The 20,648-nt window shown below is 59.6% G+C and carries 20 protein-coding genes and 1 tRNA gene; 16 read left to right on the forward strand and 5 right to left on the reverse strand.

Annotation, left to right across the window (positions count from 1 at the left end):
* Positions 1–817: 817 nt before the first annotated feature.
* Positions 818–1,912, reverse strand: a complete 1,095-nt coding sequence (locus tag J0X15_RS18725) for a zinc ABC transporter substrate-binding protein (protein WP_206944191.1) — start codon at positions 1,910–1,912, stop codon at positions 818–820.
* Positions 1,913–2,222: 310 nt separating this feature from the next.
* Between J0X15_RS18725 and J0X15_RS18730 the strand changes: the two genes are divergently transcribed.
* Together J0X15_RS18730 and J0X15_RS18735 are read left to right on the forward strand one after the other, a co-directional pair.
* Complete coding sequence (locus J0X15_RS18730; RefSeq protein ID WP_206944193.1) at positions 2,223–3,842, forward strand: EAL domain-containing protein; 1,620 nt, start codon at positions 2,223–2,225, stop codon at positions 3,840–3,842.
* 204 nt (positions 3,843–4,046) lie between these two features.
* Entirely contained in the window at positions 4,047–4,796 is a 750-nt protein-coding gene (locus tag J0X15_RS18735; protein ID WP_209015472.1) for a sulfite exporter TauE/SafE family protein, read from the forward strand.
* 74 nt (positions 4,797–4,870) lie between these two features.
* Here J0X15_RS18735 and wrbA read toward each other — a convergent pair whose 3' ends face one another.
* On the reverse strand, positions 4,871–5,494 hold the full coding sequence (wrbA, locus tag J0X15_RS18740) for an NAD(P)H:quinone oxidoreductase (protein WP_206944195.1): 624 nt from the start codon (positions 5,492–5,494) through the stop codon (positions 4,871–4,873).
* Positions 5,495–5,826: 332 nt separating this feature from the next.
* Here wrbA and J0X15_RS18745 point away from each other — a divergent pair, with 332 nt between their 5' ends.
* From J0X15_RS18745 to J0X15_RS18775, 7 genes are all read left to right on the forward strand, one after another.
* Positions 5,827–6,735, forward strand: a complete 909-nt coding sequence (locus tag J0X15_RS18745) for a LysR family transcriptional regulator (RefSeq protein WP_206944197.1) — start codon at positions 5,827–5,829, stop codon at positions 6,733–6,735.
* Positions 6,736–7,018: 283 nt separating this feature from the next.
* Positions 7,019–8,179, forward strand: coding sequence for an ABC transporter substrate-binding protein (locus tag J0X15_RS18750; RefSeq protein WP_206944199.1), 1,161 nt, complete (start codon positions 7,019–7,021; stop codon positions 8,177–8,179).
* 73 nt (positions 8,180–8,252) lie between these two features.
* Complete coding sequence (locus J0X15_RS18755; protein WP_206944201.1) at positions 8,253–9,242, forward strand: ABC transporter ATP-binding protein; 990 nt, start codon at positions 8,253–8,255, stop codon at positions 9,240–9,242.
* Positions 9,239–10,195 (forward strand): ABC transporter permease, encoded by a 957-nt coding sequence (locus J0X15_RS18760; RefSeq protein ID WP_206944203.1) that lies wholly within the window; start codon positions 9,239–9,241, stop codon positions 10,193–10,195. The genes J0X15_RS18755 and J0X15_RS18760 overlap by 4 nt, the downstream gene beginning before the upstream one ends.
* Entirely contained in the window at positions 10,185–10,520 is a 336-nt protein-coding gene (locus J0X15_RS18765; RefSeq protein ID WP_206944204.1) for a hypothetical protein, read from the forward strand. Before J0X15_RS18760 ends, J0X15_RS18765 begins: the two co-directional genes overlap by 11 nt.
* On the forward strand, positions 10,517–11,329 hold the full coding sequence (locus J0X15_RS18770; protein WP_206944206.1) for an ABC transporter permease: 813 nt from the start codon (positions 10,517–10,519) through the stop codon (positions 11,327–11,329). Before J0X15_RS18765 ends, J0X15_RS18770 begins: the two co-directional genes overlap by 4 nt.
* A gap of 21 nt (positions 11,330–11,350) precedes the next feature.
* Positions 11,351–12,778 carry a gamma-aminobutyraldehyde dehydrogenase gene (locus tag J0X15_RS18775; protein ID WP_206944208.1) on the forward strand — a complete coding sequence of 476 codons (1,428 nt, stop codon included), beginning with the start codon at positions 11,351–11,353 and terminating at the stop codon, positions 12,776–12,778.
* 77 nt (positions 12,779–12,855) lie between these two features.
* On the opposite strand, the gene galE is transcribed toward J0X15_RS18775, so the two are convergent.
* Entirely contained in the window at positions 12,856–13,887 is a 1,032-nt protein-coding gene (gene galE / locus J0X15_RS18780; RefSeq protein WP_206944209.1) for a UDP-glucose 4-epimerase GalE, read from the reverse strand.
* Positions 13,888–13,937: 50 nt separating this feature from the next.
* On the opposite strand from galE, the gene J0X15_RS18785 reads away from it, so the two are divergent.
* The 4 genes from J0X15_RS18785 (at position 13,938) to J0X15_RS18800 (ending at position 17,410) form a co-directional block, all read left to right on the forward strand.
* Entirely contained in the window at positions 13,938–14,105 is a 168-nt protein-coding gene (locus tag J0X15_RS18785; protein WP_206944211.1) for a hypothetical protein, read from the forward strand.
* 19 nt (positions 14,106–14,124) lie between these two features.
* Complete coding sequence (secG, locus tag J0X15_RS18790; RefSeq protein WP_206944239.1) at positions 14,125–14,499, forward strand: preprotein translocase subunit SecG; 375 nt, start codon at positions 14,125–14,127, stop codon at positions 14,497–14,499.
* A 134-nt stretch (positions 14,500–14,633) separates the two neighbouring features.
* Positions 14,634–16,262 (forward strand): CTP synthase, encoded by a 1,629-nt coding sequence (locus tag J0X15_RS18795; protein ID WP_206944241.1) that lies wholly within the window; start codon positions 14,634–14,636, stop codon positions 16,260–16,262.
* A gap of 980 nt (positions 16,263–17,242) precedes the next feature.
* Positions 17,243–17,410, forward strand: coding sequence for a hypothetical protein (locus J0X15_RS18800; protein WP_206944243.1), 168 nt, complete (start codon positions 17,243–17,245; stop codon positions 17,408–17,410).
* 50 nt (positions 17,411–17,460) lie between these two features.
* On the opposite strand, the gene J0X15_RS18805 is transcribed toward J0X15_RS18800, so the two are convergent.
* The gene (locus tag J0X15_RS18805; RefSeq protein ID WP_206944245.1) at positions 17,461–17,682 is read right to left on the reverse strand and encodes a hypothetical protein; all 222 of its coding nucleotides are present in this window, start codon (positions 17,680–17,682) and stop codon (positions 17,461–17,463) included.
* Between the two features lie 213 nt (positions 17,683–17,895).
* Between J0X15_RS18805 and J0X15_RS18810 the strand changes: the two genes are divergently transcribed.
* Entirely contained in the window at positions 17,896–18,717 is an 822-nt protein-coding gene (locus J0X15_RS18810) for a VOC family protein (RefSeq protein ID WP_206944247.1), read from the forward strand.
* Between the two features lie 192 nt (positions 18,718–18,909).
* Here the strand turns inward: J0X15_RS18810 and J0X15_RS18815 are convergent.
* Positions 18,910–18,985, reverse strand: a tRNA-Lys gene (locus J0X15_RS18815).
* A 383-nt stretch (positions 18,986–19,368) separates the two neighbouring features.
* Here J0X15_RS18815 and J0X15_RS18820 point away from each other — a divergent pair.
* Both J0X15_RS18820 and J0X15_RS18825 read left to right on the forward strand, forming a co-directional pair.
* Positions 19,369–19,665 (forward strand): hypothetical protein, encoded by a 297-nt coding sequence (locus tag J0X15_RS18820; protein WP_206944249.1) that lies wholly within the window; start codon positions 19,369–19,371, stop codon positions 19,663–19,665.
* Positions 19,666–19,909: 244 nt separating this feature from the next.
* The gene (locus J0X15_RS18825) at positions 19,910–20,647 is read left to right on the forward strand and encodes a cytochrome c biogenesis CcdA family protein (protein WP_206944250.1); all 738 of its coding nucleotides are present in this window, start codon (positions 19,910–19,912) and stop codon (positions 20,645–20,647) included.
* Position 20,648: the final 1 nt, after the last annotated feature.

Below are 20,648 nucleotides of genomic sequence, written 5' to 3' on the forward strand. Positions count from 1 at the left end.
CAAGCCCCCGCGTGACACAGGCAAGCCCGCAAAAAACAAACCCATAAACGCGGACAATCGCCACAAAGCAAAAGCTTAAAAAACAAACCCGCCGGAAATCGACGGGTTTGTCAGCAGTCTGAGGCCGCCCACCCGGGCGGCCTTTTTATTACGCATGCCACCTCTGCGTCATGCCATGGCTTGACCATGGCATCCATGCCGTTACGTCCCCTCTCGGTGAGGCTGATCGTGTGACACGGGAGTGGCCTGGATCCTCGGGTCGAGCCCGAGGATGACGGAGTGGCGAGGTTGGGGTGTGGTGGAGATGGCAGGTGTCGCCCTTCCCACCTCTGCGTCATGCCATGGCTTGACCATGGCATCCACGCCGTTACGTTTCCTCTCGGGAAGACTGATCGTGTGACACGGGAGTGGCCTGGATCCTCGGGTTGAGCCCGAGGATGACGGAGTGGCGAGGTTGGGGTGTGGTGGAGATGGCAGGTGTCGCCCTTCCCACCTCTGCGTCATGCCATGGCTTGACCATGGCATCCATGCCGTTACGTCTCCACGCGGGGAGCTTGTTTGTGTGGCAACGGAGCGGCCTGGATCCTCGGGTGGAGCCCGAGGATGACGGAGTGGCGAGGTTGGGGTGTGGTGGAGATGGCAGGTGTCGCCCTTCCCACCTCTGCGTCATGCCATGGCTTGACCATGGCATCCATGCCGTTACGTCTCCACGCGGGGAGCTTGTTTGTGTGGCAACGGAGCGGCCTGGATCCTCGGGTCGAGCCCGAGGATGACGGAGTGGTGAGGATGGGACGCGATGAGGTCAGTGCGCCGGGCGCTAGTCCTTGGCGCAGGTGGCGATGGCGTCGGCCATGGCGGTGAGCAGTGCCGGGTAGAGATCCGGGCCGGCCGCCAGATCAGCGCCGAGCGGGTCGAGGGTGCCAATCTTCAGGCCCGAGGATTCTTGCAGGAGTTTTACCCGTTTGGCAGTGAATTGCGGTTCGGCAAAGATGCAGCGAATGCCGCGTTCCTTTACCAGCGTTTCCAATGCCGACATGCTGGAGGCTCCGGACTGGACCTCCGGATTGGGAGAGACGGCCGCCTCGAAGTGCAGGTCGAAGCTCTCTTCGAAATAGTGATAGGCGTCATGGAAGACGATCATGCCGGTGCCACGCGCCGCGGCGACGCGACTGTTGATCTCGTCGGACAGCGCGCTGATCGAGATTTCAAGGGCCCGGGCATTCTCCTGATAGCGGGCGGCATTGTCCGGGTCCATCGCGCCAAGGCGAGCTGCCACTGTGGCGGCGATCAGCTTGGCATTATTCGGTGACAGCCAAATGTGGGCGTCAAGGCCGGTGTGGTGATGCGCGCCCTCAGGGTGGCCGTCCTCATGATCCGCTTCTTCGTGGTCTCCATGATCTGCGTGATCTGCATGTTCTTCGTGGTCGGCATGACCTGCCTCATGCTGTGCGTCGTGATGATCTTCATGATCATCATGGTCCGGATGGCCCCAATCGTCGCTGTCGCGGTAGGACAGAAGCTGCAGTCCGTCGATCTCCATCAGTTCGAGAACGCCGTCCTGCTTGCCCAGGCTTGCCAGCGGCTTTTCCAGTGCGCTTTCCAGGTTTTCTCCAACCCAGATGATCAGATCAGCTTTCTGCAGTTTTGCTGCTTGCGACGGCTTCAGCGCCAGTTCATGCGGCGAGGTCGAGCCTTCAATCAGAAGCTCGGGTGCGCCGATGCCCTGCATGACGGCGGCGATAAGCGAGTGGATTGGCTTGATCGTCACAACCACACCCGGCGCGGCATAAGCTTGCGGCGAGGTGGCGATGGCAAGCGCGGCTGAGAGGGGCAGACCAAGTGCCAACGCGGCAAGCTGGCGACGAAGGGCACGGGGCTGTTTCCAGTTGGAAAAAAGGCTAAGGGAGGACATTTGCAAAACCATGTTATGTTATCAAGTAACAGTAACTCTATAACGTGTCAGGTGCGGGCCATCAAGCGCGATTTCAAAAAAACAGCGGGCACGTCGCTGTGGTGGCTGCAGAACGCTTTCTTGCCTCTAGGGGACCTCTTGTAGGGTTCGTGCAATCGCGGTTCAGTATTCTGACGTATTTTCCATGGAAAACCCTTGGTAAGATCTTGTCGTTTATACTCATGCAAATTCATCCCGGCTTTCGGGCTGTGGAGAATGAGGAGTAACAGCGGAGCCTTGAGCTTCGCCCAGTGAGGCAGGGTGATTTTGAATGTCCAGAACGGCAGTGCCAGGCTCTGTTCCAAAATTTTGGTTGGTCGCCGTTTCTCTGTTTTTGTTCGCATTGTGCCTGATCTCTGTTGTGCTGCTGACAAAGAACGAAGAAGAAAGGGAGTTGCGCTACGAAGCGGAGCTTCTGGTGAGGAATGTCCTGGACGCGCTGCAGGAACGCGAAAGGGTGTTTCGCGACCCGATCCTGGTTGCGTCAGGTGACTGTAGCGAAGCCAGTCTGGCGACGTTTCGCGAAACCTTGTTCGGCTTTACCCTGCTTACCGATATTGTTGTTTTCGAAGAGGCTGGCGACGCCATTCTCTGCTCGGCGACCATGGGCGCCCTGAAAGAGCCGCATGTTGTCGTCGGACGTGAGATTGAGTCCCTAGTCTATCTGCATCGCCAGATCATCGTGGATGTCCGGCTGCCATTTCTCCCTCAGGTTGCTGGCCATCACCTGGAGAGACGCCGGCGTATCGGTGTGATTCTGGACCCGAAGCGGGCCCGTGGGCATGTGCCCGATCACCGTTGGCAGGTCTACTCGGTGGATCTGTCGGGTGCGTTCATAGCGCACGTCCATGGCAACCCGATGTTGCGGGAGCTGGCCGCGCGCAACACTCTGACCAGCTTCTTTTGGGCGACCGTCACGCATTGCAACAAGGATCTTGGCGTGTTTTGTGTGGTCACAGCCAATTCACCGCTCAGTGTTGCCAGAAACCAACGGCTCATGATTGTTCTGGGCGGCCTGACTTCGCTTTGTATCGCTGTGCTGTTTTATCTGGTTTCCAAGCGGTCTCTGGAGAAACGCCTGAGTGTGAGTGGGCGGATATTGCGTGCTCTCAGGCACCAGGGAAAGGGCTTTGCCTGCCACTATCAGCCGATCATCGACATGAACACGGGACGTGTTGCTGGCTGTGAGGTGCTTGCGCGGTTTGAGGATGAGTATGGGCGGCTCAGCCCTCTGGACTTCATTCACGTGATTGAGAGGGAAGGGAAGTCCTGGGCATTTACCGAAATGCTCTTTCGGATTGTGCTGCGCGAACTTGAGAGCCTTGGCTCGCTTCCTGACGGCTTCCGTTTGTCCTTGAATTTCTATCCGGCAGACCTCTGTGATAAAAACCTTCAGCGCATCAAGGGCTGCAGTGCCTTGGCTGGCCTGCGTCAGCGGAATATTCAGATTGTCTGTGAAATCCTGGAAACCGGCATGGGCCATGGCAACGGCATGGTGGAAACTTTCAGGTGGCTGAAGCAGGCGGGCCTGGATGTTGCCATCGACGATTTCGGGACGGGATATTCCAACCTGCAGCAGTTGCAACAGGTCGATGCAGACTACCTGAAGATCGACAAGTCGTTCACCGACGAGATTGACCCGGCGCGCAAAAGCGTCAAGGGATCCTTTTTCCGCCATATCGTGGCAATCGGCGAGGAGGCAGGCATTGCGATGATCGCCGAGGGCGTGGAAACACCAGCTCAGGTCCAGGCTCTGGCCGCTTATGGCATTCCCTATGCCCAGGGCTATTATTTCTCCCGCCCTGTGCCAGCGGTCGAATTTGCGAAAATTATCGGGCATTGCTATCCGGTGTCCGCGAACTCCCAGGTCGCAGCGACGGCTCGCTCCTGATCTTCATACCTCTGCTTTTGTTGGAGAAAGTCCTCCGCATAGGTGTGTTGCACTGGACATCTCGCGCCTGACCGTGGGACGAGAGATCTGATGGTCTGCGTGCTGAGTCCGGATCCTTGATTTTGTATATGTCGCGCACCTGGGCCCTTGCCGCAGAGGAGGCGTCCTGCGCCTGCCGCACACGATAGCTACGGAGTTCTTCAGTTGGAGTTCGATCTTTTCTCGTTGGCCATTGCGCTTCTCGCCTGCGCCATGGGCGGGCTGCTGAAAGGCGCGACCGGAGCGGGGGCGCCGATCATCGGCATTCCGGTCCTGACGGCGCTGGTCGACATTCAGTTCGCAGTCGCCGTCTTCGTCGTTCCCAACCTACTGACCAACATCTGGCAGGCCTGGCTGTATCGGCGTCACCTGCTGCCTGTGCCGTTTCTGGCACTGTTTGGCGGCGGCGGCGCACTCGGGGCCATCATCGGCACCTATCTTCTGTCCGAACTGCCGGGCGAGACGCTGGAAATCGCCATGGCCCTGGTTGTCATCGGCTATGTCGGATTCCGCCTTTGGAAGACGGATTGGGCTCTGACTTATCCAGGTGCGGTGAGGCTGGCACTGCCGCTTGGCTTTCTCGGTGGCATGATGCAGGGCGCAACCGGCCTTTCGGCCCCGGCCTCTCTGACCTTCCTCAATGCCTTGAAGCTGCCTCGGGCAGCCTTCATTGCGACGATCTCGGTGTTCTTCGCGTTGATGACCGTGACCCAGATCGAGCGCATGGTGGCTGTCGGACTGTTGACCGAGGAGCGGTTTCTGATCGGACTGGCCGCAACAGTGGCCTCATTGATCGCCATGCCTGCAGGCGCCTGGGTTGGCGAGCGGGTGTCGCGTCAGGTCTTCGACTGGGGTATTTTGGTGCTGCTCGTCATCCTGGCCCTGAAGATCCTCACCGGTGCGCTGTTAGGCTAGAGACCTCGCAAAAAAAAGCGGAGTGCCGAAGCACTCCGCTGAAGTTTGGGCCTTTCTCACGGGAGGAGAGAAGCTCAGGCCGGCTCGGCAACCTTGGCACCGGCGAGCAGCTTGCCAGCTGTTTCAGCCACGAACTTGCCCTGGTAGCGCGCGCCATCCAGTTCGATCTTGCTCGGCAGACGTTCGCCCTTGCCACCGGAGATGGTTGTTGCACCATAGGGCGAACCACCGGCGATTTCGTCCAGGGTCATTTGACCGGCGTAGGAATAGGGCAGGCCAGTCACCACCATGCCGAAGTGCAGGAAGGTGTTCAGCAGACCGAAGAGTGTGCCCTCGTTGCCGCCGTGCTGGGTGGCGCTGGAGGTGAATGCACCACCGACCTTGCCTTCCAGAGCGCCCGTGGCCCACAGACCGCCAGCCTGTTCCCAGAAGCTTGCCATCTGCGACGGCAGACGACCGAAGCGTGTCGGCGCGCCAACGATGATGGCGTCGTAATCCTTCAGGTCGTCCGGCTTTGCCAGGGGAGCTGCCTGGTCCAGCTTGAAGTAGCTCTGCTTGGCGATGTCTTCCGGCACGGTCTCGGCAACGCGCTTGACGTCGGCTGTGGCACCGGTGGAGCGTACGCCCTCGGCAACGGCTTCCGCCATGGCTTCGATGTGGCCGTAGCTGGAATAATAAAGAACGAGAACCTTGGTCATGGAGAACCTCTGAAGTCTGAAAAAACCACCGGCACCATGCCGATCCTTATCACGGCATATGGCATGGGAAACTGATGGGTAAAAGATGCTGCGCTGCACACGCAGTGTTCATCAGGCGTGAACAGTGAAGTTCCGCAGGGAGACACGCCAATCTGAAGGGTGGGGTGGGGCGATCAGGAATCGCAAGAAACAGCCAGTCAATTCAACGTTGCAAACGCGCACTGGAGGCTATGCGGTCGGGGCGGTGAAAATCTCTTGCTCCGACGCTGGCGGCAGTGTCTCATGTGGGTGATCAGTCCAGTGTTAAACTCTCAAGTGTTGTTGCCAACGGCATGTCTTTTTCCATCCGCCAGTTGCATTATTTTGTGGCCGCAGCAGAACGAGGCTCTATCTCCGGCGCGGCCCAATCCTTCAATATCTCTCAGTCTTCCGTGACCGAGGCGATCAAGGCGCTGGAGAGCGATCTTGGGGTGGCTCTGTTTGAACGTCATTCCCGTGGGCTGACGATCACTCACAAGGGGCATCAGTTTCTCCGTCATGCGACATCGATCCTGGCCAGTGTCTCCGATGCTCGACGGGCTTTCGTCGAGCCTCCGGATGCCGCACCGGGACGGCTGCATCTGGGTGTCACTTCGCTGGTTGCCGGCTATGTGCTGTCGGATATTCTGGCGCGGTATCGCAGAGCTTATCCGGGCGTCCAGGTCACGGCGATCGAGGACAGCGGCGAGTATCTGGAGCATTTGCTGATCGGTGGCGAACTGGATGTGGCGGTGATGGTCGTCTCCAATCTGCGCGACCCGATGGCGCTGCAGTCGGAAATCCTCGAAGTGTCGCCCTACCGCCTGTGGTTGCCCATTGGTCACCGGCTTGAAACCCCGGACAGCGTGGCCCTGTCGGACCTGCTGGGCGAACCCCTGATCATGCTGACCCTGGATGAAATCGAAGAGGCGACCGGCAAGCTGCTTGGCGCGCTTGGTTCACGCCCGCCCGTCGCGTTCCGCACCCGTTCGGTCGAGGCGGTGCGCTCGCTGGTGGCAACGGGCGCAGGCATCGCCATCCTGCCGGATCTGGTCTACCGCCCCTGGTCGCTGGAAGGCGACCGGATCGAATCCCGTGATGTCAGCGGCAGCCTGCCGGTGGTGCAGGTCGGGATTGTCTGGCGCCGCGGCTCGGTGCCGCAAAAGACGACAGCGAATTTCATCGAACTGGCCAAGGCCCAGCGCATGCTTCGCAATCGCTAAGCCGCACGGCAGTGGCCGTTTGGGGGTGCGTGCCGTGATTTACCTTACGTGAGATGGCTTTCACGAAATTCCAAAAATCCTTTTTTAATAAGAGTTTAGAGGAGGTCACTCCTCGGCGGTTCCTGGCTTGTTTGAATTGATGGTATCGGAAATTCCGATACACACTTTCTGTTTTTTGAAATTGCGATTGCCAGGGGATCGGCGCACTCTCGGGTCACAATAAAAAGTCCAAAAAATATCACCTCCACACGACCAAAATTCCATTCAGAGGGAAGGTTTGTTGATGAATAAGTTTCTGACGTGCTGTTCAATCGCATCGCTGCTGATTGCCCAGACTTCCAGCCTCCAGGCTGCTGAAATGATGACCGAATTGGGCGCAGGCGAAGGCGAAGTCGTCATCGTTGCCTGGCCGGGTTACATCGAGCGCGGTGAAACCGACAAGTCCTTTGACTGGGTCACTTCGTTTGAAGAGAAAACCGGCTGCAAGGTCAGTGTGAAATCTGCCAATACATCCGACGAGATGGTTGCGCTTATGAACGAAGGCGGCTTCGATCTCGTCACCGCTTCCGGTGACGCATCCCTGCGTCTGATTGCCGGCAAGCGCGTGCAGCCGGTCAATGTCGACCTGGTGCCGAGCTGGTCCGACGTCGATGACCGGCTGAAGGATGCACCCTGGCACACGGTTGACGGCACCCATTACGGCATTCCCTACATGTGGGGCCCGAATGTTCTGATGTACAACACGGAAGCCTTCTCTGAAGCCCCGACCAGCTGGAAAGTGGTGTTTGAGGAAATGACCCTGTCGGACGGCAAGTCCAACCAGGGCCGGGTGCAGGCCTATGACGGCCCGATCCACATTGCCGATGCCGCCAACTACCTGATGACCCACAAGCCGGAGCTGGGCATCAAGAGCCCGTATGAGCTCAATCAGGAACAATATGACGCGGCTCTGGACCTTCTGCGTCAGCAGCGCAAACTGGTGTCGCGCTATTGGCATGATGCCTTCATCCAGATCGACGACTTCAAGAACGAAGGTGTTGTCGCCTCCGGTTCCTGGCCGTTTCAGGTCAACCTGCTGAAGGGCGATGGCGTGCCTGTGGCTTCTGTCATTCCGGAGGAAGGGGCGACGGGCTGGGCCGACACCACCATGCTGCATGCGGAAGCCGAGCATCCCAACTGCGCCTACATGTGGATGGAACACACGCTGTCGTCCAATCTGCAGAGCGATCTGTCGGTCTGGTTCGGGGCCAATCCGTCCGTGCCGGCTGCCTGTACCGATGGGCGTGGCATGCAGACGGCTGAAGGCTGCACCGCCAATGGTCTGGATGACTTTGACAAGATCAAGTTCTGGACCACGCCGGTTTCCAAATGCGAAAGCCAGGAACAGTGCGTTCCCTACTATCGCTGGGTCTCCGACTACATCGGCGTGATCGGCGGCCGCTAAGTCGCTTCATCTGACATTCAAGACCTCCAAACCACCTGCCGGCGCGTCCGGCAGGTGAAGGGACCATGCATCCATGCAATCTGCAGTACTCTTCAAGGCCGTCTCCCGCCTCTATGGCGATGTCCGGGCTGTTGATGCCGTCGATCTGGACGTTCGGGCGGGCGAGTTTTTCGCCATGCTCGGGCCCTCCGGCTCCGGCAAGACGACAAGTCTGCGGCTGATCGCCGGCTTTGAACTCCCGACCGCGGGAGAAATCGAGATTTTCGGCGAGAGCGCCAAGGGAGTTCCGCCTTACCGCCGCAACGTAAATACGGTTTTTCAGGACTACGCCCTGTTTCCGCACATGAGCGTGCGCGACAATGTCGCCTACGGCCTGATGATCGCCGGAATGGGCAAGAAGCAACGCCATGCCAAGGCGGAGGAAACCCTCGAACTCGTGCGACTTCCCGGCTACGGTGACCGTGCGCCCAGCGCCTTGTCCGGCGGCCAACGTCAGCGCGTGGCTCTGGCCCGCGCCCTGGTCAACCAGCCGAAGGTCCTGCTTCTCGATGAGCCTTTGGGCGCGTTGGATCTGAAGCTGCGCGAACAGATGCAGGAAGAGCTGAAATCCCTGCAGCAAAGCCTGGGCATCACCTTCATTTTCGTCACCCACGATCAGGGTGAAGCCCTGTCGATGGCCGACCGTGTCGCCGTCTTCAATCAGGGACAGGTGCAGCAGGTCGGCACGCCGGAAGAGATCTATCAGCGGCCGGACACGCCGTTCGTGGCGGATTTTGTCGGCTCGTCAAATGTTTTGCCGGCAGAACTGGTGCGCGAACTGACCGGGGTTGCGGCACCGGCAAGCCTGCGTCCTGAAGCCATTCGTATCGGGCAGGGTGAGGCCCACGCGGCGACAGTCAACAGCCTCAGTTACACCGGCGCTGTGACCAAGCTCGGCCTGCAGTTCCGCCAGATCCAGCTTTCCGCATTGGTGCCTGCCGGAATGCCGGTGCCAGAGCGCGGCACCTCGGTGGCGATCGGCTGGGACCGCACCGCGCTCCACATGATGGGGCAGGGGAAATGAACCCGAGCGTTACGGCGTCACCTGCCGTTCTTCAAAGGAAGCCGGGGCTTCTGGCCCGGTTTTCCGACCTGCTGTGGCGGCGGCCAACCGTCCTGCTCGCCGTTCTGCTGGCGCCGCCCGTTCTCTGGCTCGGGGTCATCTATCTCGGCTCTCTGTTTGCGCTGTTGGCGCAGAGCTTCTTTGCCATCGATGAATTCACCGGCCTCGTTCAATACGAATGGACGCTGAAGACCTATGGCGAGCTGCTACGGCCGGTCAATCTCGACATCATTACCCGCACGGTGACCATGGCGGCTTGCGTCACGGTGTTTGCGGCCATCGTCGCCTTTCCCATTGCCTATTTCGCCGCCCGCTATGCGCGGGGGCGCTGGAAGGCGGTCTTCTACCTCGGCGTGATGTTGCCTCTTTGGTCCAGCTATCTGGTCAAGGTCTATGCGTGGAAGCTGATCCTGGCCAAGGAAGGTATCCTGACCTGGGGGTTCTCCAAGATTGGTTTGATGCCGCTGCTGGAACTTATCCTCGCCATTCCGGTGATTGGCGGAAACTCATTGTCCGTCAGCTACATCGGCACGTTTCTGGTGTTCCTCTATGTCTGGCTGCCCTTCATGATCCTGCCGATGCAGGCAGCCCTTGAGCGGGTACCGGTCAGTCTGCTGGAAGCCTCCGCCGACCAGGGCGCCAACCCGTCCGAAACCCTGCGCCACGTGTTGCTGCCTCTGGCGTTGCCAGGCGTGGTGGCCGGCTCGATCTTCACCTTTTCGCTCACGTTGGGCGACTACATCATCCCGCAGATCGTCGGTTCGTCGCGGCTGTTCATCGGTCAGGCGGTCTATGCCCATCAGGGCACAGCCGGCAACATCCCGCTGGCGGCGGCCTTTACGGTCGTCCCGGTGGTGATCATGGGCTTCTACCTCTGGGGTGCCAAGCGGATGGGAGCCTTCGATGCACTTTGATTTTTCCCAGCTTTTTGCGTGTCATCCCGGACAGCCTGCGGCTGATCCGGGATCGGAGAGCCGAGAGCATCGCCGTCGCTCACCGATCCCGGCTCTTCACTCCGCTACGGCCGGGATGACGAAGGAGGGCGTGGAACGATCCTCCCTCTACCAGCCTCGGTCTACCAATCCCCTCCGCGTCATTGCCGGACTTGATCCGGCAATCCATGCCGTTCCGTCTCGACCAACCAGAGGCCTGCGCGATCCGCAGGTGAACGGCATGGATGCTCGGATCAAGTCCGAGCAGGGCGGAACCCGGATGAACCTTGGGAGACCTCTGTCATGAGCGCATATTCCGCAAAGGCTCCGCTTGGCCTGAAGATCGCAGCTGGTGCCGGCCTGGCGTTTCTGCATCTGCCGATCCTGCTGATCTTCGTCTATGCCTTCACCACGGAAGAAAAGAGCTATCAGTGGCCGCCCCCCGGGCTGACGATGAAATGGTTCGCGGTAACCTGGAACCGGCCGGATGTCTGGGAGGCGCTGTATCTGTCTTTGCAGGTTGCAGCGATTTCCACGGCAATCGCCGTTGTGCTCGGCAGCTTTTGCGCCGCAGCTGTTGCCAAATCTCGGTTCTTTGGCCGCGAAGCCGTGTCGCTGATGGTCATCCTGCCGATCGCGTTGCCGGGCATCATCACGGGTATCGCCCTGCGCTCAGCCTTCCATCTGGCCGACATTCCCTATTCGATGTGGACCATCATCCTCGGTCACGCGACCTTCTGCGTCGTGGTCGTCTACAACAACGCGGTGGCGCGGTTCCGCCGGACGTCGGGGTCGCTCATCGAAGCGTCGATGGACCTGGGCGCCAATGGCTTCCAGACCCTGCGCTATGTCATTCTGCCCAACATCGGCACCGCGCTTCTGGCAGGCGGCATGCTCGCCTTTGCCCTGTCTTTTGATGAGGTCATCGTCACAACCTTTACCGCCGGTCAGCAGGCCACCCTGCCGATCTGGATGCTGGAAGAGCTGGTGCGTCCGCGTCAGCGGCCCGTCACCAACGTGGTGGCCATGGTGGTGGTGCTGGTCACCTTCCTGCCGATCCTCGGCGCCTACTATCTCACCCGCGACGGCGACAAGACCGCCGGACACGGCAAATAAACCGGACTACGGAGGCACTTTATGGACACTCAAATGCTGATCGGCGGCTCCTTCGAAGCCGGAACGGAAACCGAAGAGACAATCTTCAACCCACGCACCGGCGAGACCATCACCACTTTGCCGGAGGCGTCGATTTCCCAGGTGGAGCGCGCGGTCGCGGCTGCAGAAAAGGCGTTTGCGACATGGTCGCGCACGACCCCGGCAGAACGCGCCGGCTACCTGCTGAAAATTGCCGACAGGATCGAAGCGGAAGCCGAAGGGTTTGCAGCCCTCGAAGCGCTCAACTGCGGCAAGCCGATCAACGCGGCAACGGATGACGAAATCCCTGCAATCGTCGACTGTTACCGGTTTTTTGCCGGTGCCGTGCGCTGTGTTCCGGCCTCGGCTGCCGGCGAATACATGGAAGGCCACACCTCGATGATCCGCCGCGATCCGGTCGGCATCGTCGCCTCCATCGCACCCTGGAACTACCCGTTGATGATGATGGCCTGGAAGTTGGCGCCAGCCATTGGCGGCGGCAACACGGTGATCTTCAAGCCGTCCGAGCAAACGCCGCTGACGGCGCTGAAACTGGCGAAGATCCTCGCCGATGTGCTGCCGGAAGGGGTCGTCAACGTGGTTCTCGGGCGCGGTGACAGCGTCGGAAACGCACTGATCAATCACCCGAAGGTCAACATGATCTCGATCACCGGTGACGTGGCCACGGGAAAGAAGATCATGCAGGCCGCTTCCAGAACGGTGAAGCGCACCCATCTGGAGCTTGGCGGCAAGGCGCCGGTCATCGTCTATGATGATGCGGATCTGGATGCGGTCGTGGAAGGACTGAAGGCCTTTGGCTTCTACAACGCCGGGCAGGATTGCACCGCCGCTTGCCGGATCTATGCCGGCCCGAAGATCTACGACCGGCTGGTGGCCGATCTGTCGTCTGCGGTCTCGACCATCAAATATGCGCTTGAGGATGACACCCAGAACGAAATTGGCCCGCTGATTTCCATGCGTCAGCGCGACCGGGTGGCAAGCTTTGTCGAACGCGCTCTGGAGCAGCCGCACATCGAGGCGACAGCCGGCGGCAAGACCCACGGCGGCAACGGCTTCTACTATCAGCCGACGGTGTTGGCCGGAGCTCTGCAAAGCGATGAGATTGTGCGCCGCGAAGTCTTTGGTCCGGTTGTCTCCGTCACCCGCTTCTCTGAGGTCGATGAGGCCGTCACCTGGGCCAATGACAGCGACTACGGCCTGGCCTCTTCGGTCTGGACGAAGGACGTTTCACGCGCCATGCAGACGGCAGCTCAACTGCGCTACGGCTGCACCTGGGTCAACACCCATTTCATGCTGGTCAACGAGATGCCGCACGGTGGCATGAAGCAGTCCGGCTACGGCAAGGACATGTCGCATTACGCGCTCGAGGACTACACCGCCGTGCGTCACGTGATGATCGCCCACGGCTGAAAATGACCGCGGTCATTTCTTCGAGGGAAAATTGACCGCAGTCATTTTATCAAATGCGATTCTCGGGGACGCAACGCTCAGGCGCTTTCGTCCTCGAAGCCTTTCGGGTTTTTGCAGACCCAGTTCCAGGTGTCGTGACACATCTCCTCAAGACCCTTCCGGGCCACCCAGTCGATGGAGCGTTCGGCCTGGCTGGTGTCGGCAAAACACGCTGCCACATCGCCCTCGCGTCGCGCTGCGACGGTGGTGGTAATTTTCTGGTTGGATGCGCGCTCGAACGCCTTGACCATCTGCAGCACGGAATAGCCGGTCCCGGTTCCCAGATTGACGGTCATGCAGGCGTTGTCGCTTGATGCGGTCTGCAGGGCGTCATAGGCCTTCAGATGGCCTTCCACCAGGTCGACCACATGGATGTAGTCGCGCACGCCGGTTCCATCGACTGTGTCATAGTCGTCGCCGAAGATCGCCAGCTGTTCCCGTCGTCCGTCGGCCACCTGGGTGATGAACGGCATCAGGTTGCTGGGAACGCCGAGCGGATTCTCGCCGATCAGACCAGACTTATGGGCGCCGACCGGATTGAAATAGCGCAGGATGGAAAACCGCCACTTGGGATCGCTGGCGGAAAGGTCGCGTAAAATCTGCTCGACCATCAGTTTGGACTGGCCGTAGGGGTTGACCGGTCCGGTGGGGTGATCTTCCGTCAGGGGCAAATATTGCGGTTCACCATAGACGGTGGCCGAGGACGAAAAGATCAACTGATGCACGCCACAGGCTTCCATGGCGCTGAGCAGGCGGTGACTGCCGATGACGTTGCAGTCGTAATAGTCGAGGGGATTGGCAACGGATTCGCCCACCGCCTTCAATCCGGCGAAATGCACGACCGCCGTACAGCTGTATTTGCGCAACACCTCTTCCAGCCGGTCCTGATCACGAATGTCGGCCTGCTCGAAGCTGACGGACTTTCCGGTGATCTCGGCCACCCGCTCCAGGCTTTTCAGGCGGGAGTTCGCAAGATTGTCGAGAACGACGATATTGTGGCCGGCCTCCATGAAGGTGACGCAGCAATGTGATCCAATGTAACCGGCGCCACCGGTAATCAAAATAGTCATCTTGTCTCGAAATCCCTTGAACCGCTGAAAAAAGACGCAGCAAAAACCTGATGCAGGATCTCGCAAGCGGCCTAAATAAACCTGAAAATCTGTATAAAACCAAAAGCAAAGCCGGGAAACTGCTGTTTTACGGCCAACCAGCTGGCAAGCCGTGGGCAAAAGCCCATATGAAGGGTGGAAAGCTTCTGCCAACTGGTGTAGAAGGCGCCCAATCTTGATCAAACAGAATGGCCCACGATGGAAACCGTAGTCATCGTAATTCATCTTATGGTCGTGCTGGCTCTCGTGCTGGTCGTCCTGCTGCAACGCTCCGAGGGCGGTGCCCTTGGCATCGGCGGCGGCGGCGGTGGCGGCTTCATGTCCAGTCGTGGCACGGCAAACGTGCTGACCCGCGCGACGGCGATCCTGGCAGTGGCCTTCTTTGGCACCTCGATCGCTCTGACCCTGATTGCAGAAATGGGCCAGCGCCCAGGTTCTGTGCTGGATCAGGTTCCTGCGACCACCGCACCTGCCGACAGCACCGGCGGTTCGGGCAATGGTCTCCTTGATTCGCTCAAGCAGCAAAGTGAAGAGAGCACCCCCGCAGGACCACAGGTTCCGGCTGCCCAGTAAGGGCGGTTTGCGGGTGGCGAACGTTCGTTCGCGATGCTCTATATGCCCTGCGGACCCCGCAGGGCATTTTTGTTGTGTCTAATGAAAACTCACGAGTGGTCAAACACCCCTCGGCAACGATATGATGCGGCTCCATGGCGCGATACATTTTTATCACCGGCGGCGTGGTCTCCTCGCTTGGCAAAGGTTTGGCTTCTGCGGCCCTGGGCGCTCTGCTCCAGGCACGCGGATACAAGGTTCGACTGCGTAAGCTCGATCCCTACTTGAACGTTGATCCGGGCACCATGAGTCCGTATCAGCATGGCGAGTGTTTCGTCACAGATGACGGGGCCGAGACGGATCTCGACCTGGGTCACTACGAACGCTTCACCGGGCGTCCTGCCAACAAGCAGGACAACATCACCACCGGTCGCATTTATCAGGACATCATCACCAAGGAACGCCGCGGCGACTACCTTGGTGGAACGGTTCAGGTCATTCCCCACGTTACCGACGAGATCAAGAACTTCGTTCTTGACGGCAATGAGGACTATGACTTCGTCCTGACCGAAATCGGTGGCACGGTCGGTGATATCGAAGGCCTGCCGTTCTTCGAAGCCATCCGTCAGCTCGGCAACGAATTGCCGCGCGGCGATGCTGTCTATGTTCATCTGACCCTGATGCCCTACATTCCGGCAGCCGGCGAAATGAAGACCAAGCCGACCCAGCACTCGGTCAAGGAGCTGCGGTCGATCGGCATTCAGCCCGACATTCTGATGGTCCGCTGTGATCGTCTGATCCCGGAAACCGAGCGCCGCAAGCTGTCGCTGTTCTGCAACGTGCGCGAAGGCGCCGTGATCCCGGCCTATGACGTCAAGTCGATCTATGATGTGCCGCTGGCCTACCACAAGGAAGGCCTGGACGACGAGGTTCTGGCCGCATTCGGGATCACTGGTGCACCGGCGCCGGTTCTTGATCGCTGGACAACCATTTCGGAAGGCATTGCCAATCCGGAAGGCGAAGTGAAAATCGCCATCGTCGGCAAATACACCGTGCTCAAAGACGCCTACAAGTCGCTGATCGAAGCCTTGGTTCATGGCGGCATCGCCAACAACGTCAAGGTCAACTTCGAGTGGATGGAATCGGAAACCTTCGAGAAGGAGGATCCGACCCCTTACCTTGATGGCGTGCACGGCATTCTGGTCCCCGGCGGCTTCGGCGAACGCGGCGCGGAAGGCAAGATTGCCGCCGCGCATTTTGCCCGCACCCGCAAGATCCCTTACTTTGGCATTTGCTTCGGCATGCAGATGGCGGTGCTGGAAGCCGCCCGCAACCTGGCCGGTATCCCTGACGCGAACTCGACCGAATTCGGTCCGGCGAAAGAGCCGGTTGTCGGTCTGATGACCGAATGGTCGCGCGGCAACGAGAAGGAAGTCCGTCATCTGGACGGCGATCTCGGCGGCACCATGCGTCTGGGCGCCTATACGGCGGCTTTGAAGCCGGGGTCGAAAATCGCCGAGATCTACGGCGAAGAGACTGTCTCCGAGCGTCATCGTCACCGCTACGAGGTCAACATCGGCTACCGCGAACAGCTGGAATCCTGCGGACTGATCTTTGCCGGCACATCGCCTGATGGCGTCCTGCCGGAAACAGTCGAGATCGAAGGCCATCCGTGGTTCATCGGCGTTCAGTACCACCCGGAACTGAAGTCCCGCCCGTTTGAGCCGCACCCGCTGTTTGCTTCCTTCGTCGCGGCCGCCATCCAGCAAAGCCGCCTCGTCTGATGCCTTGTGCTTTTGGTACAATCTTCAAAGCCGGCCCCTGGGCCGGCTTTTTTTGTCTTTGGGATCTTTGTTTGGACGGGAAGTCCAGTCGCCCCCAGTCCGCGTGGCTCCGCTTACTCGTCATTGCCGGTCCTGATCCGGCACTCCACGCGGTTGCCGTGCGTCTCGGGGAGGTGCTCGTCTGCCGCGACATATCGGCATGGATCCCATGATCAAGTGATGGGATGACGAGGGGAGGGACAGGTGTTGTGCGCGTCCATCGGGCGTCATCCTCGGGCTTGTCCCGAGGATCCAGAATTAAAGTTCGTCGAGATGTTCGGAGCTCACCGGTCCCGCATCTCCGCCTTCGCTGCGTGCGGGATGACCGATCATGGGGTGTCGTGTGCCGGCGGGTGGAGAAGGAAAGCGGGGCTGAGCAGGCGACCTGCACGAATCCCTCCGTCGTCATCCCGGACAAGCGCCAGCGCCGATCCGGGATCGGTGCGCCCCGACCTGACCGCTCTCGTGCCCCCTGGCGTCATTGCCGGACCTGATCCTGCGCTCCACGCCGTTGTCATGCGCCTCGGGAAGGTTTTCGTCTGTCGCGATGTATCGGCATGGATCCCATGATCAAGTCATGGGATGACGGAGGAACGTGCGTGCATTCCTCTCCTTAGCCGTCACTGCCGGACTTGATCCGGCACTCCAAGCCGTTGCCGAGCGCCTCGGGGAGGCTCTCGTCTGTCGCGATGTATCGGCATGGATCCCATGATCAAGTCATGGGATGACGAGGGGAGGGGCAGGTGTTGTGCGCGTCCATCGGGCGTCATCCTCGGGCTTGTCCCGAGGATCCAGAATTAAAGTTCGTCGAGATGTTCGGGGTTCGCCGGTCCCGCACCTCCGCCTTCGCTACGTGCGGGATGACCGATTATGGGGTGTCGTGTGCCGGCGGGCGGAGAAGGAAAGCGGGGCTGAGCAGGCGACCTGCACGAACCCCTCCGTTGTCATCCCGGGCAAGCGCCGGCGCCGATCCGGGATCGGTGCGCCCCGACCTGACCGCTCTCGTGCCCCCTGGCGTCATTGCCGGACTTGATCCGGCACTTCACGCCGTTGCCGAGCGCCTCGGGAAGGCTTTCGTCTGTCGCGATGTATCGGCATGGATCCCATGATCAAGTCATGGGATGACGAGGGGGCAAGGGTAGGTAAATCGCCTCCGTTGTCATCCCGGGCAAGCGCCGGCGCCGATCCGGGATCGGTGCGCCCCGACCTGACCGCTCTCGTGCCCCCTGGCGTCATTGCCGGACTTGATCCGGCACTTCACGCCGTTGCCGAGCGCCTCGGGAAGGCTCTCGTCTGTCGCGATGTATCGGCATGGATCCCATGGTCGGGCCATGGGATGACGGAGAGAAACCTGGCTCTCGGCAAATCTCTCGGCCGTCATCCCCGACTTGTTCGGGGATCCAGACGTCCTGGCTGCCACGAACCAGCCTGAGGGGCGAGGCGAAGGACAATTCGCCAAAAACCAGCCAGTACCGCTTTTCAGATGTTTTGCGAGAGCGCGGCTTTTGGCACCGACCTCGGTCTGCTATGACCACGCGAAGAGCGTGAAGTCTGCAAGGCGGGCCTCAGGGCAAGGGAACAAGGAAAACTGAAAATGACGCGTGGCCTGGATCATATTGTCGTTGCCGTGAAGGATCTTGAGGCCGCGGGCAAGGCCTGGCAGGCGCTGGGTTTCACGGTCACGCCGACCAACCATCATGCCTGGGGCACGGCCAACAAGCTGGTGCAGCTGGACGGCTTCTTCGTCGAGCTGCTAAGCGTTGCCGAGCCGGACAAGATTGTCGAGGCGACGGAGACTGCATTTTCCTTCGGGGCGTTCAATCGAGATTTTCTCAAAACCGGTGAAGGCATTTCCATGCTGGTGGCCGATTCCCTCGGGGCCGAGCAGGACCGTGCCGACTATCAGCGCCTGGGTCTGAAAACCTACGAGCCCTTCGGCTTTGAGCGCGAGGCCAATCTGCCGGATGGCGCGACGGCAAAAGTCGCCTTCGATCTGACTTTCGCCACGGACCCGCATGGGCCGGAGCTGGGCTTTTTCGCCTGTCACAACAAATACCCGGAGAATTTCTGGAAGCCCGCCTTCCAGAGCCACGCAAATGGCGCCACAGCGGTTTCAGCGCTTTATATGGTCGCCGGTGACCCCTCCGACCATCACGAGTTTCTGGGCGGCTTTATTGGCCAGCGAGAGATGCGCGCCACCAGTCTGGGCCTTGAGCTGCCCACAGCCCGCGGTGAGATCAATGTTCTGACCAGACAGGCCTACGCCTATGCTCTGGGCGAGGCAGCGGCAGAGAGCCTGCCCGACACGCTGCCATGCTTCGCAGCGCTGGAAGTGGCCTGCAAGGGTCTTGAAGCCCGCAAGGTGATCCCGGCGAGAGAGCTGCATGGCATGAGTTTGGTTCTGTCGCCGGCCTGAGGCTGTTTCAAAACAATCTGAACAGCAAGATTCAGACGCCGCTATCAGCCGATGGCGGCGTTTTTCGTGCGGCGATCAGGGGAACGGGATAGGGTAAAACTTTCCGGTGCCAAAAGCCGCACCGAATTCAAGGCGACACGCATTTCGCTGATGCCGCAGGGAGCACAAGTTTTTGATTTTTCTAGGAGAAAATGGTGAGCCGACAGGGGTTCGAACCCTGGACCTACTGATTAAAAGTCAGTTGCTCTACCAGCTGAGCTATCGGCTCCCAATTTGGGTCCGGGGACTGGGTGGGACTGGTTGGGCCCGCCGTCGTTGCCGTCCGGAATGCGCTGGTGTTTAAGCGGGGGAGGGATTTGATGCAAGGGCAAAATGCCAAAAAAAATCGATCACCTGTTGATGAATTGCCTGGAAAGGTCTCTTGACGCAAAAATATCGAGTCACCTAGGGTAAGTAATCAGAATGCCAGAGTTTTTCAGTTATGTTTTTTGCGGTGCCTCAGCAAAATCGCCCTAGGTCGATTGACGGATATCGCTTGTTCTCCGTTTTGTTGTATTCTATCCGTAGGTTAGTTTAGGTCCGCTTGGGCAATTTTCGAGAGGTCCGCACATCCGGCGCGAGAACTCGCTTGCCGGACCAGCGAGGTTTTTTATGCACGATAATACGGCAGAAATGCATGCCAGCTCAATGGAGCTGGAGTTTGTAAAGGGGCACATCGCGGCGACGATGACCCTGATACACGCACTCATCGATCAGGGAACGCTTGACCGTGCACGTCTCGACGAGTTCTTTGCCGGCTTCATAGGTCAGTTGCCACACAACCGGGACACATTGGGCCTGCGTCTTGTGCTGGATCAGTGGCGGCAGGGCCTGCGTGATGGCATGGAAGAAAAAGACCTGCGGGAAAACCTGTTTGAAGTGATCAAGGGTGGACGACACCCGGGTTAACCGAGGTTTTCCAGATCTGACCAAAAAGCCCAGGCGGTTCGGTTTTCAACCGGCGCCGGGGCTTTTTGGTTTTCAGGTCGGAATCCATCCCCCGCAATACCCGAAGGGCATTCATGTGGGGGCGTTGATTTGTCCCGGCGCTGCGCTGACCGAGCTGTGATACAGACGTGACTTTCTTGTCGTGATGGCTTGCGCCATTTATGACCCTGTCGAATCCATCCTCCAATCCGGACCCGATTTCTTCATGTTGCAGGACATCACCATCTGGGGCGCGCTGTTTGCCGGGCTCCTGTCGTTTGTATCCCCATGCGTCTTGCCCCTGGTGCCGCCCTATCTCGGCTTTCTCGCCGGTGTGTCGCTGGACCAGCTGAACGGGGAGGGGGATACGCAAGTCGCCTCCCGCAAGGTGTTCTTTGCCGCCTTGTCGTTCGTGGCCGGGTTCTCGACCGTCTTCATCGCGCTTGGCGCCAGTGCCAGCGTGCTGGGCAAGCTGGTCAGCGGTCACATCGACACGCTGGCCGTGGTGGCTGGCATCCTGATCATCATCATGGGGCTGCATTTCCTTGGCGTTTTCCGCATCGGGCTGCTCTACCGCGAGGCACGGGTGCATGTGGAGCGCAAGCCGGCCGGGCTGCTGGGCGGCTATGTCATCGGTCTGGCCTTTGCTTTTGGCTGGACGCCCTGCATCGGTCCGATCCTCGCTGCAATCCTCTCGGTGGCTGCCTCTGAAGCCACGGTGGCCAGTGGAGCGCTGCTGCTGAGTGCCTACGCCCTGGGGATGGGCATCCCCTTCCTGCTGGCGGCGCTCTTTGCCAAGCCGTTCCTCGGCTTCATGCAGCGGTTCCGGCGGCATATGGGGCTGGTGGAAAAGGCGATGGGGCTGGTGATGATCCTGACCGGCATCATGTTCCTCACCGGCTTCATGCAGACGATGTCCTACACGCTGCTGGAGTGGTTTCCGGTCTTCGCTCAAATCGGCTGAG

It is taken from the genome of Roseibium limicola (assembly GCF_017313085.1).
GTDB lineage: Bacteria > Pseudomonadota > Alphaproteobacteria > Rhizobiales > Stappiaceae > Roseibium > Roseibium limicola.